This is a genomic window from Luteibacter sp. SVR4-7G, assembly GCF_056755555.1.
Window position 1 is genome coordinate 32085 of record NZ_JBPGXO010000006.1, and the last position, 12567, is coordinate 44651.

10 protein-coding genes are annotated in these 12567 nt (G+C 66.5%); 7 read left to right on the top strand and 3 right to left on the bottom strand.

The genetic code is table 11. The annotated features are described in order from the left end of the window. Positions 1 to 137 precede the first annotated feature (137 nt). Both ACR9ZH_RS03730 and uvrA read right to left on the bottom strand, forming a co-directional pair. Positions 138 to 578 carry an acyl-CoA thioesterase gene (locus ACR9ZH_RS03730; protein ID WP_481289413.1) on the bottom strand — a complete coding sequence of 147 codons (441 nt, stop codon included), beginning with the start codon at positions 576 to 578 and terminating at the stop codon, positions 138 to 140. After that, positions 575 to 3493: an excinuclease ABC subunit UvrA gene (uvrA, locus tag ACR9ZH_RS03735; RefSeq protein WP_481289414.1), complete on the bottom strand. Its 2919-nt coding sequence runs from the start codon at positions 3491 to 3493 to the stop codon at positions 575 to 577. Before uvrA ends, ACR9ZH_RS03730 begins: the two co-directional genes overlap by 4 nt. Before the next feature lie 180 nt (positions 3494 to 3673). On the opposite strand from uvrA, the gene ACR9ZH_RS03740 reads away from it, so the two are divergent. The 4 genes from ACR9ZH_RS03740 to cgtA all read left to right on the top strand — a co-directional run bounded on the left by ACR9ZH_RS03740 (position 3674) and on the right by cgtA (position 6225). Next, on the top strand, positions 3674 to 4186 hold the full coding sequence (locus ACR9ZH_RS03740) for a DUF2059 domain-containing protein (protein ID WP_481289415.1): 513 nt from the start codon (positions 3674 to 3676) through the stop codon (positions 4184 to 4186). Positions 4187 to 4479: 293 nt separating this feature from the next. Then, positions 4480 to 4794, top strand: coding sequence for a 50S ribosomal protein L21 (gene rplU / locus ACR9ZH_RS03745; protein WP_166699220.1), 315 nt, complete (start codon positions 4480 to 4482; stop codon positions 4792 to 4794). A gap of 20 nt (positions 4795 to 4814) precedes the next feature. Then, entirely contained in the window at positions 4815 to 5072 is a 258-nt protein-coding gene (rpmA, locus tag ACR9ZH_RS03750) for a 50S ribosomal protein L27 (RefSeq protein ID WP_072321611.1), read from the top strand. A gap of 85 nt (positions 5073 to 5157) precedes the next feature. Then, positions 5158 to 6225, top strand: coding sequence for an Obg family GTPase CgtA (gene cgtA / locus ACR9ZH_RS03755; RefSeq protein ID WP_481289416.1), 1068 nt, complete (start codon positions 5158 to 5160; stop codon positions 6223 to 6225). Positions 6226 to 6491: 266 nt separating this feature from the next. Here cgtA and rpsT read toward each other — a convergent pair whose 3' ends face one another. After that, a complete protein-coding gene (gene rpsT, locus ACR9ZH_RS03760; protein WP_072321609.1) occupies positions 6492 to 6755 on the bottom strand; it encodes a 30S ribosomal protein S20 in 264 nt (87 codons plus the stop codon). A 231-nt stretch (positions 6756 to 6986) separates the two neighbouring features. Here rpsT and murJ point away from each other — a divergent pair, with 231 nt between their 5' ends. The 3 genes from murJ (at position 6987) to ileS (ending at position 12513) form a co-directional block, all read left to right on the top strand. Further along, positions 6987 to 8594 (top strand): murein biosynthesis integral membrane protein MurJ, encoded by a 1608-nt coding sequence (gene murJ, locus ACR9ZH_RS03765; protein WP_481289417.1) that lies wholly within the window; start codon positions 6987 to 6989, stop codon positions 8592 to 8594. 86 nt (positions 8595 to 8680) lie between these two features. Next, positions 8681 to 9658 (top strand): bifunctional riboflavin kinase/FAD synthetase, encoded by a 978-nt coding sequence (locus ACR9ZH_RS03770; protein ID WP_481289418.1) that lies wholly within the window; start codon positions 8681 to 8683, stop codon positions 9656 to 9658. Beyond that, a complete protein-coding gene (gene ileS / locus ACR9ZH_RS03775; RefSeq protein WP_481289419.1) occupies positions 9655 to 12513 on the top strand; it encodes an isoleucine--tRNA ligase in 2859 nt (952 codons plus the stop codon). Before ACR9ZH_RS03770 ends, ileS begins: the two co-directional genes overlap by 4 nt. Positions 12514 to 12567 lie beyond the last annotated feature (54 nt).

Sequence of the window (12567 nt, forward strand, 5' to 3'; positions counted from 1 at the left end):
CTGTAGGAGCGCGCCTTGCGCGCGACATCTTTTGAGGCCGTGCCCTGGAGCTGGCGCGCCAGCCTGGGAACCGGCGCGAAAGGCTGTCGCGCGCGAGGCGCGCTCCTACCAGGGCCCCTCAGGCGCGCCAGGGCCGCTCAGGCGCGTTCGGCTTCCGCCACCGCGTCGCGTATCGCCTGCGGCAGCGGCACCGGGCGGCCGCTGCGGGTGTCGATCCATACCATCGTGATGCTGCCGTCGCAGTGGATCCGCGTGGGATCGTTGCTGTCGAGGATGCGATGGCCGATGGTCATCGAGCTGTTGCCGATGCGGTTGACGAACAGCTCGATCTGGATATCGGCCGGCCATTCGATGGGCAGCCGGTAATTCAGTTCGCTATGCGCCATCACCGGCGCCGCCTCCGGGGTGTACCAGTCGCCCGGGACGTCCTTCAGCCACTGCAACCGCGCTTCCTGCAGATAGACGAGGTAGTTGGCGTTGTTGACGTGGTTGTACGCGTCGAGGTCCTGCCAGCGCACGTCCATCGGCGTGATGAACAGCGGAACAGGGGACGGCGTCAGCGAAGCTTCGGTGCTCATGCGGTTTTCTTCTTCTTTGCTGGCGCGGCCTTCTTCGCGGCCGCTTTCTTCGGAGCCGCCTTGGCCGGCGCGGCCTTCGCGACAGGTCTGGCGGGCTTCAGGTGGGGCAGCAGGAAACGGCCGGTATGCGAGGTCTTGGTCGCGGCCACCGTTTCCGGCGTGCCGCTGACGAGGATGCGTCCACCGCCGGCGCCGCCCTCGGGACCGAGGTCGATCAGCCAGTCGGCCGTCTTGATCACGTCCAGGTTGTGCTCGATCACGACCACGGTGTTGCCGTGGTCCACCAGCTGGTGAAGCACGTCGAGCAGCTGCTCGATGTCGTGGAAATGCAGGCCGGTGGTGGGCTCGTCGAGGATGTACAGCGTGCTGCCCGTGTCGCGCTTGGAAAGCTCCTTGGAGAGCTTGACGCGCTGCGCCTCGCCGCCCGAGAGCGTGGTGGCGCTCTGGCCCAGCTTGATGTAATCCAGGCCCACCGCACGCAGCGTTTCGAGCTTGCGCGCGATCACCGGCACGTTCTCGAACAGCTTGAACGCGTCTTCCACCGTCATGTCGAGCACGTCGGCGATGGTGTGGCCCTTGTACATCACTTCGAGCGTTTCGCGGTTGTAGCGCTTGCCGTGGCAGACGTCACAGGGCACGTACACGTCCGGGAGGAAGTGCATCTCCACCTTGATCATGCCGTCGCCTTCGCAGGCCTCGCAGCGTCCGCCACGCACGTTGAAGCTGAAGCGGCCCGGCGTGTAGCCGCGCTGGCGCGATTCGGGCACCTGCGCGTACAGCTCGCGCAACGGCGTGAACAGGCCGGTATACGTGGCCGGATTCGAGCGCGGCGTGCGGCCGATGGGCGACTGGTCGATGTCCACGACCTTGTCGAACAGCTCCAGGCCTTCAATCGATTCGTACGGCGCCGGCTGCTCGCCCGCGCCATTGAGCTCCATCGCGGCCAGGCGGTAGAACGTGTCGTTGATGAGGGTGGACTTGCCGGAACCGGAAACGCCGGTCACGCAGGTGAAGGTGCCCACCGGGATGCGCACGTCCACGTCCTTGAGGTTGTTGCCGCTGGCGCCCTTGAGTTCGATCCACTGGTCGTCGCGGGCCTGGCGGCGCTTCTCCGGCACCTGGATGCCGCGCTCGCCGCTGAGGTACTTGGCCGTGACCGATGCCGGCGACGCCAGCACCTGCTCGAGCGTGCCCTCGGCGACGATGTGGCCGCCGTGCACGCCCGCGCCGGGGCCGATGTCCAGGATGTGGTCCGCCGCGCGGATGGCGTCCTCGTCGTGTTCCACCACGATGACCGTATTGCCTAGGTCGCGCAGGCGGGTGAGCGTGCCGAGCAGGCGTTCGTTGTCGCGCTGGTGCAGGCCGATCGACGGCTCGTCGAGCACGTACATCACGCCCACGAGGCCCGCGCCGATCTGGCTGGCCAGGCGGATGCGCTGCGCCTCGCCGCCGGACAGCGAATCCGCCTGGCGGTCGAGCGTGAGGTAGTTGAGGCCTACGTCGTTCAAGAAGGTGAGCCGTTCGCGGATCTCCTTCACGATCTTCACCGCGATCTCGCCGCGCCAGCCCGGAAGCTTCAGCTTTTCGAAGAACGCGAGGGCATTGTCGATCGCGAGCGAGGTGATCTCCGGGATGGCCCGGTCGGCCACGAAGACGTTGCGCGCCGACGGGTTCAGGCGCTGGCCTCCGCACTCCGGGCAGGGATGGTCCGCGATGTAGCGGGACAGCTCTTCGCGCACGGCGGCGGATTCGGTCTCGCGATAACGGCGTTCCAGGTTCGGCAGGATGCCTTCGAACTTGTGCTCGCGGGTGACCTTGCCGCCGCGCTCCGTGATGTAGCGGAACGGAATCAGTTCACGGCCGGAGCCGTTGAGGACCGCGTTCTGCACGGACTTCGGGAGCTCACGCCAGGGCGTCTCCGGATCGAAGCCATAGTGCTTCGCCAGCGAAACCACCATCTGGTAGTAGTACGGATTGCGACGGTCCCAGCCGCGAATCGCGCCGCCCGCGAGGCTGAGCTCGGGATGGCCCACGACGCGCGCGGGATCGAATACCTGGGTGATGCCCAGGCCGTCGCAGGTGGGGCAGGCGCCCACCGGGGAATTGAACGAGAACAGGCGCGGTTCCAGCTCCGGCAGCGAGTAGTCGCACATCGGGCAGGAATAGCGCGAGGAGAACAGCTGTTCCTGCGCCTTGGCATCGTCCATGTCGACCAGGATCACAATGCCGTCGCCGAGGCGCAATGCCGTCTCAAAGGATTCGGCGAGCCGCTGCTTGATGTCCTCGCGCGGACGGAAGCGGTCGATCACCGCTTCGATGGTGTGTTTCTGGCGCAGCGTGAGCGGCGGCACGGCGTCGAGGTCGTACACCTCGCCATCCACGCGGGCGCGGACGAAGCCCTGGGCGCGCAGCTGGTCGAAGACCTGCACATGCTCGCCCTTGCGCTCGCGGATCACCGGAGCCAGGAGCATCCAGCGCTTGTCGGCATCCAGGGCCAGCGCGGTGTCCACCATCTGGCTGACCGTCTGGGCCTCGAGCGCGATGCCGTGGTTCGGACAGCGGGGCGTGCCGACGCGCGCATAGAGCAGGCGCAGGTAGTCGTACACCTCGGTGATCGTACCGACGGTGGAGCGGGGGTTATGCGACGTCGACTTCTGTTCGATCGAGATGGCCGGCGAGAGGCCTTCGATCGTGTCCACGTCCGGCTTTTCCATCATCGAGAGGAATTGCCGGGCGTAGGCCGACAAGGACTCGACGTAGCGACGCTGGCCTTCGGCATAGATGGTGTCGAAAGCCAACGAGGATTTACCGGACCCGGACAGTCCCGTGATCACGATCAGGCGATCGCGGGGCAGGTCGAGGTCGATATTCTTGAGATTGTGCGTGCGGGCGCCGCGGATGCGAATGCTGTCCATGTGCCGACGTAAGTGGGGGAAGCCGCTGACTATACCAAGGGTTTTGAGCCTTCATTTGGCGTCGACTTTTGACGGTTCATCACATTTGTTATGAGGGTTACGACAAGGGCTCCGGCGGCGCTACCATGGCCCGGCTCCCCAGGGGGGATCACAGCCAATCATCCGAAGAGGAAGACACGCATGCGTAAGTGGACAGGGATCGCCGCCGGCCTCGTGCTGGCGGGTTGTGCGGGGCAGGCCCTGGCGGCCGTGCCGTCCGAGCAGCAGGTGCGCCAGCTGATGGATGCCGTGGGCATGGGCCGCATGCTCAGCCAGATGAACAGCCAGATGGCGGGCGTGATGCAGAACGCGCTGCCTTGCGTGCCGGCCAGCTACTGGCAGGGCTTCGTGGACGCGAACGCCACCAACCAGCTGATCGGCCGCATGGTCCCGGTCTACCAGAAGCATTTCACCGCCGAGGACATCGACGGCCTGCTCAAGTTCTACCGCTCGCCCCTGGGCCAGAAGGTGATCACGCAGATGCCCGCCACGATGGCCGAGGGCATGCAGATCGGCAAGCAATGGGGCCAGGAGCGCGGCAAGCAGATGATCTCCCAGCTGCAGAGCCAGGGCACGCTGAACCAGCAGGGCCAGTGCCCGGCGACGGCCCCGGCCACCGCCAAGCCCGCCCCGGCTCCGACGCCGAAGAAATAGGCCCACCTGTAGGAGCGCGCCCCGCGCGCGACATCTTTTCGCCCAGGTTCCCAACCTGGCGCGCCAGCCTGGAGCCACGGCCTCAAAACATGTCGCGCGCAAGGCGCGCTCCTACAAGTCATTGTCAAAGAACGAAATTATGCCGTCGGCCGGAACGTCCCCAACCGCCCCGCTTCTCACTTAACCGCCTGATTGACCTTGCCTTTTGCGCCCCGCTATAATTCGCGATTCGCAACACCCGCAACACCCGCAACACCCAAAAAGAACTACATAATCAGCAACAGGAAATTCCCATGAGCTACGCAGTCATCAAGACCGGTGGCAAGCAGTATCGCGTGATGGCAGGCGAAGTCCTGCGCGTCGAGCTGCTCAACGCCGAAGTCGATTCCACCGTCCAGTTCGACCAGGTCCTCCTCGTCGGCGAAGGTGAGTCGATCACCGTTGGCGCCCCGCTGGTCGCCGGTGCCACCGTCAGCGCGAAGGTCCGCGCCCACGGCCGCGCCGATAAGATTCGCATCGTCAAGTTCCGTCGTCGCAAGCACTACAAGCGCACGCAGGGACACCGTCAGCATTACACCGAAATCGAGATCACGGGCATCAACGCCTGAGTCGCCGGAGGATATAAGTCATGGCACATAAAAAAGGCGTAGGTTCCAGCCGCAACGGCCGCGATTCGAACCCGAAGTACCTCGGCGTGAAGATCTACGGTGGCCAGGCTGTCGAAGCCGGTAACATCATCGTTCGCCAGCGTGGCACCAAGTTCCACGCCGGCGTGGGCGTCGGCCTCGGCCGCGACCACACCCTGTTCGCGCTGGTCGACGGCACCGTGTCGTTCAAGACCCGCGGCGACAAGGGGCGCAAGTTCGTCGACGTCGTCCAGGCGTAAGCCTCACTCGACGCGATAGCGAAGGCCCCGCCATAGGCGGGGCTTTTCGTTTGTAAGGCCGTCTCTTCCATCCAGGTTCTATCCCATGAAATTCGTCGACGAAGCGCAAATCAGAGTCTCGGCCGGTGACGGCGGCAATGGCTGCGTGAGCTTCCGCCGCGAGAAGTTCATCCCGTTCGGCGGCCCCGACGGCGGTGACGGTGGCAGCGGCGGTTCCGTGTGGCTGGTGGCGGACGAAGGCCTCAATACGCTGGTCGACTTCCGCCACATGCGCTCGTTCAAGGCGCCGCGCGGGCAAGGCGGCATGGGCAGCCAGATGTACGGCAAGGGCGGTGAGGACATCGAGGTCCGCGTGCCCGTGGGCACGGTGGTCACCAATGTCGATACCGACGAGGTGATCGGCGACCTGACCGCGCACGGCCAGCGCCTGAAGGTGGCGCAGGGTGGGCGCGGGGGGCTCGGCAACATCCATTTCAAGAGCTCGGTGAACCGCGCGCCACGCAAGTCCACGCCGGGTACGCCGGGCGAAGTGCGCGACCTGAAGCTCGAACTGCGCCTGCTGGCCGACGTGGGCTTGCTCGGCTTCCCGAATGCCGGCAAGAGCACCTTCATCCGTGCCGTGTCGGCGGCGACGCCGCGTGTGGCGGATTACCCCTTCACCACGCTGCATCCAAACCTGGGCGTGGTCCGCATCGGTACCGACCAGAGCTTCGTGATCGCCGACATCCCCGGCATCATCGAGGGTGCTGCCGAGGGCGCGGGCCTGGGCATCCAGTTCCTTCGCCATGTCTCGCGCACCAGCCTGCTGCTGCACGTGGTCGACATCCGGCCCATCGACGGGTCCGACCCGGTGGAGCAGGTGCGTGCCATCGAGCACGAGCTGCAGCAGTTCGACACCGAGCTGGTCGACCGCCCGCGCTGGCTGGTGATCAACAAGTCCGACGTCATCGATGACGAGGACGAGCTGAAGCGGGTGGTGGACGATATCGTGGCCCGTCTGGAATGGACGGGCCCGTGGTTCCTCGTCTCTGCCGCGGGCCAGGTCGGTACCTGGGACGTCTGCCTCAAGGTGCAGCAGTTCTTCGACGCGGAGCGCGCGGCGCGGCGCGAGCATGCCGAAGCGGTGGACGACGTGCGCATGCGCGGCGAATAAGCCTCGGCTTGGACCGGCTGGCGGGACCTGTAGGAGCGCGCCCTGCGCGCGACAGCTTTTGGGGCCGGGAGCAACAGGGCCTGTAGCTCTTCGCGAAAAGATGTCGCGCGCAAGGCGCGCTCCTACAAGGCAACAAAAAAAGCCGGTGTGAGCCAGCCGGATTTTGGAAGGTAACAAAAAAGCCGGTGTGAGCCAGCCGGATTTTGGAAGGTAACAAAAAAGCCGGCGTAAGCCGGCTTTTTCGTGAACGGCGATGTCGCGCAGGCTTATGCCAGGTCGCGGATCTTCGCGTTCAGGCGGCTCTTGTGACGAGCGGCCTTGTTCTTGTGGATGAGGCCACGGGCAGCGTAACGGTCCATCACCGGCACGGCGACGGCGTAGGCGCTGACGGCGCCGGCCTTATCCTTGGCGTCGATCGCCTTGACGACCTTCTTCAGTGCGGAACGCACCATGGAACGCGCGCTGACGTTGCGCAGACGGCGCTGCTCCGACTGACGCGCACGCTTCTTCGCGGACTTGATGTTGGCCAAGGTAAAGCTCCAGAGTTCGGTTGGTTTTAAAAAAGACGCCCATTTTGGAGCCAAAGACGGGTCGCGTCAATAGCTTAGGCCCCGCGCGAGCGGGTCCGGGGCGGGGGAGGGCGGCATCGCCCGCAGATTTCCAGGGGATGGACTGTCCTCCGCCCGGGCCCGGCTGTCAAACTAGGGGTTTGCGGCGGCCCCCGGGGCCGTTCGGACCGTCCCAAGGCAGCCCTCCACCGGATGAAAACCCCCAGTCTCCTTCGCGGCGTGCTCAGCTTCAGCGGCATGACCATGGTTTCGCGCGTGCTCGGGCTGGTACGGGACATGGCGATCAACGCTTCCTTCGGCGCCAATGCCGCCACCGACGCGTTCTGGGTGGCGTTCCGCATCCCGAACTTCATGCGCCGGCTGTTCGCCGAGGGCTCGTTCTCCACCGCCTTCGTGCCCGTCTTCACCGAGGTCAAGGAAACCCGGCCGCACGCCGACCTGAAACGGCTGATGTCGCTCACGTCCGGCACCCTGGGCGGGGTCCTCACGGTGGTGGTGGCGCTGGGCGTGATCTTCGCGCCGCAGGTCACGGCGTTGTTCTCGCCGGGCGCCATCGAGACGCCGGACAAGTTCGGGCTCACCGTGGACCTGCTGCGGCTGACCTTCCCGTTCCTGCTGTTCGTGTCGCTCACCGCCCTGTGCGGGGGCGCGCTCAACAGCTTCCACCGTTTCGGCCTTCCGGCGCTCACGCCGGTGATCCTCAACCTGTGCATGATCGCCGGTGCGCTGTGGCTGGCGCCGCGTCTGCATACGCCGATCATGGCGATGGGCTGGGCGATCCTCCTCGCCGGCGTGCTGCAGCTCGCTTTCCAGCTGCCCACGCTGCGCAGTCTGGACCTGCTGGCCTTGCCGCGCTGGGGCTGGAGCTCGCCGGACGTGCGCCGGATCATGACCCTCATGGTGCCGACCCTGTTCGGCTCCTCGGTGGCCCAGATCAACCTGCTGCTGGACACGGTGATCGCCTCGTTGCTGATCGCGGGCTCGCAGAGCTGGCTGTCGCAGGCCGACCGTTTCCTCGAGCTGCCGCTGGGCGTGTTTGGCGTGGCCCTCGGCACGGTGATCCTGCCGTCGCTGTCGCGCCACCACGTGGCCACGGACAGGGAAGGCTTCTCCCGCGCCCTCGATTGGGGCCTGCGCACCACCCTGCTGATCGCCGTGCCGGCGATGTTCGCGCTGATGATCCTGTCGGTGCCGCTCGTGGCGACGATCTTCCAGCATGGCCGCTTCACCGCCTTTGACACGAAGATGGCCTCGCTTTCCATCTCGGCCCTCAGTTTCGGCCTGCCGGCCTTCGCGCTGGTGAAGGTGGTCCTGCCGGCCTTCTACTCGCGCAAGGACACGAAAACCCCGGTGCGCGCGGGCGTGGCGTCGCTGGTGGCGAACATGGTCTTCAATGTGGCCTTCCTGGCCCTGCTGTTCTTCCTCTGGGCCAGTCCCGCGCAGAAGGCCGGTTCGTGGATGGAAGCGCTCGCGACGATCCCGGGCCTGCACATGGCCCTCGGCATGGCGAGTGCGGTGGCCAGCTACCTCAACCTCTACCTGCTCTGGCGATGGCTCGGCAAAGCCGGTGTCTATACGCGGCAGCCGGGCTGGGCACGCCACCTCGTCCGCCTTGCGGTGTCGTGCGGCGTGATGGTGGCGGTTCTGCTGGCCGGTCTGTACGTGTGGCCGGACTGGAGCGGCGTCGAGAAGTGGGAGAGGGTATGGCGGCTGGCCGTGCTCGTCGGCGCGGGCGGCGGCGCCTATCTCGCTACCCTGTTCGCTCTGGGTTTTCGCCTGCGCGAGTTGCGCGCCCATTAGGCGTACCCGCTCCCCACAACAGTTGGCAGGGCCCGCTATACTGGCCCGATGTCTTTCATTCCGCATCGATTCCAGGGCGCCCCGACATGACGCTGCGACTCCATCGCGACGTCGACGGACCCTGCCTCGCGCCCGGCGGCAGCATCGTGGCGATCGGCGCTTTCGACGGGCTGCACCTGGGTCACCAGGCGATCCTCATCGAGGTGCGCCGGCGTGCCGATGCCGCGGGCCTGCTGCCGGCCGTGATCACCTTCGATCCGTTGCCGCGTGCCTACTTCTCGCAGGAGCCGGTGCCGCGTCTTTCCGGCGTGCGCGAGAAGGCCGAAGGCATGACCGCCGCCGGCATCCGCGAATTGCTGTCGTTGCGCTTCGACCGCGCGCTTTCGGAGATGTCCGCCGAGGATTTCGTCCGCAAGGTCATCGTCGGGCGCATGGCCGCCCGTGAGGTCTGGGTGGGCGAGGATTTCCGCTTCGGCCACCGCCGCGGTGGCGACTTCGCCCTCCTGCAGTCCATGGGCGCCGAGCTCGGCTTTACCGCCCACGCGGTGCCGCCGGTCGTCGTCGACGGCGAGCGGGTGTCCTCCTCCCGCGTGCGCACGCTGCTGGCCGAAGGCGACTTTGCCGCCGCCACGCGCCTGCTCGGGCGTCCGTTCGTGATCGACGGCCATGTGGAACGCGGCAAGCAGCTCGGCCGCACTCTCGGTTATCCCACGGCCAACGTGCACCTCGGCGACCGCGTCAGTCCGGTACTCGGTATCTTCGCCGTGCGTATCGGCGTGGGCGACGGCCCGTGCAGCTGGCCCGGCGTGGCCAGTCTCGGCTTCCGCCCCACGGTGAACGAAGTGCGCGAGCCGCTGCTCGAAGCCCACCTGTTCGACTTCTCCGGCGATCTCTACGGCCAGCGCATTGGCGTGGAGTTCGTGCGGAAACTGCGCGACGAAGAAAAATTCGACGGTCTCGACGCCCTGACCGCACAGATGCGCCAGGACGAGATCGCCGCGCGGCAGGCCCTTGGGATGAACCCCATACTTGTCGATGACCCTTTCCACGGTTCCCAGCGATGACCCAGGATTACAAGAACACCATCAACCTGCCGCAGACGGAGTTCCCGATGCGCGGCGACCTGCCCAAGCGCGAGCCGGGCTGGCTGGCCAGCTGGGAACGCGTGGGCCGCTATGCGCAGATCCAGGAGCGCACCGCAGGGCGCGACAAGGTCTTCGTGCTGCACGACGGCCCGCCGTACGCGAACGGCGCGATCCACCTGGGCCACGCGGTCAACAAGGTGCTCAAGGACGTGGTGGTGAAGTCGAAGCTGATGGCCGGCTATCGCGCACCGTACGTGCCGGGCTGGGACTGTCACGGCCTGCCCATCGAGATCGCGATCGAGAAGAAGTTCGGCAAGGCCGGCGACAAGCTCAATGCCGCGGAATTCCGGCAGAAGTGCCGCGAGTACGCGATGGCGCAGATCGACCTGCAGCGCGTGGACTTCAAGCGGCTCGGCGTCCTCGGCGACTGGGAAAAGCCCTATCGCACGCTCGATTTCACCTATGAGGCGGACATGATCCGCGCGCTGGCGCGCATCGTCGCCAACGGGCACGTGGTGCGTGGCGCCAAGCCGGTGTACTGGTGCTTCGACTGCGGCTCGGCGCTCGCCGAAGCCGAGATCGAGTACGCCGACAAGACCTCGCCCGCGGTCGACGTGGCTTACGACGCCGTCGATCCGGTGTCGTTCGGCGCGCTGTTCGGCATCGCCACCGGCGACGCGAACATCGCCGTGCCGATCTGGACGACCACGCCATGGACGCTGCCGTCCAGCCAGGCCGTGTCCCTCGGCGGGGAGATCGAATACGCGCTCGTGGAAGGCCCCTCGCGCAACGGCAAGCCGCTGCTGCTGGTGATCGCCTCCGCGCTCGTCGAGAAGGCGCTGGCGCGCTACGGCGTGGAGACGGTGAACGTGCTCGGCCGCGTGCAGGGCGCCGTGCTCGAGAACCAGCCGCTGCGTCATCCGTTCTACGACAAGCAGCTGCCGATCATCCTCGGCGACCACGTGTCCGACGAGGACGGTACCGGCGCGGTGCACACCTCGCCCGACCACGGCGCGGAAGACTTCGCCGTGGGCCAGAACTACGGCATCGGCACGCTCAACTACGTGGACGGCCGCGGTGTCTATCGCGCCGACCTCCCCCTGGCGGGCGACGTGTCCTTCGCCGGTATGCACATCTGGAAAGCCAACGACCAGATCGTGGACCTGCTGCGCGACCGCGGCGTGCTGCTCGCGTCGGCGAAACTCACGCACAGCTACCCGCATTGCTGGCGGCACAAGACTCCGGTGATCTTCCGCGCCACGCCGCAGTGGTTCATCGGCATGGAGCAGGCCGACCTGCGCCGCACGGCGCTCACCTCGATCAAGGCCGTGCGCTGGGTTCCGGGCTGGGGCGAGGAGCGCATCGCCGGCATGGTCGAGGGCCGGCCCGACTGGTGCATCTCGCGCCAGCGCACGTGGGGCGTGCCGATCACGCTGTTCATCGACAAGGATACGCACGACCCGCATCCCGACAGCGTCTCCCTGATGGAGAAGGTGGCGCAGAAAGTCGCGCTCGAAGGCATCGACAGCTGGTTCACGCTCGATCCGCGCGAACTGCTTGGCGACGACGCGGACAGGTACGAAAAGGTGACCGACGTCCTCGACGTCTGGTTCGACTCCGGCGTGAGCCACTTCGCCGTCATAGGTGCGCGCCCTGAGCTACAGGCCGGCGACGCCAGCGAGTACAAGGTGATGTACCTGGAGGGTTCCGACCAGCATCGCGGCTGGTTCCAGTCCTCGCTGCTGACTTCGGCGGCCATCCATGGCCGTGCCCCCTACGACCATGTGCTCACCCACGGGTTCACCGTGGACGCGCAGGGCCGGAAGATGTCGAAGTCGCTCGGCAACGGCATCGAGCCGCAGGACATCATGAAGAACCTGGGCGCGGACATCCTGCGCCTGTGGATCTGCTCCACCGACTACCGCAACGAGATGTCGCTTTCGGACGAGATCCTGAAGCGTGTGGCCGATACCTACCGGCGCATCCGCAATACCACGCGATTCCTGCTCGGCAACCTGGACGGCTTCGACCCGGACAAGCACCTGCTCGCCACCGATGCCTGCCTCGCGCTGGATCGCTGGGCCGTGCAGCAGGCGGCCGATGCGCAGGCTGCCATCGTCGCGGCGTACGAGCGTTACGACTTCCCCGAGATCGTCCAGCGCGTGCAGAACTTCTGCACCAACGAACTCGGCGCGCTGTACCTCGACATCACCAAGGACCGGCTCTACACGATGCCGACGGACAGCCTCGGCCGGCGCAGCGCGCAGAGCGCGATGTACCGGATCCTCGAGGCGATGCTCCGCTGGCTGGCGCCGATCGTCAGCTTCACCGCCGAGGAAGCCTGGGCGCACATGCCGGGCAGGCGCGACGAGTCGGTGTTGTTCGAGACCTTCTACGATGGTCTGGACGTGCGCCAGGACGGCGACGCGCGCGGCTGGTGGGCCACGCTGCTCGCGCTTCGCGAGACCGCGTCGCGCGTGCTCGAGGGCATGCGCAAGGCCGGACAGATCGGCGCGTCGCTCGACGCCACGGTCACGATCCATGCCGATCTGGCCACGCAGTCGGCCTTGGCCGAGTCGGCCCCTGAACTACGGTTTTTCTTCATCACGTCGGACGTGACGCTTGCTCCGCTGGACGGCCGCCCGGCCGCGGCCGAGCGCGTGGAGCTCGACGGGGCGGAGGTTTACGTGTCGGCTGCGGTCAGCGATGCGGCCAAGTGCATCCGTTGCTGGCAGCATAGGGCGGATGTCGGCGCCGACCCGGCACATCCCGAGATCTGCGGCCGTTGCGTGACCAACGTGACGGGGCAGGGCGAGGACCGCCGCTGGTTCTGACTGGCGCTATCCGCAATACCCCGCGTCGCCCGGCGGCGCGGGTTTCCGCAGCAA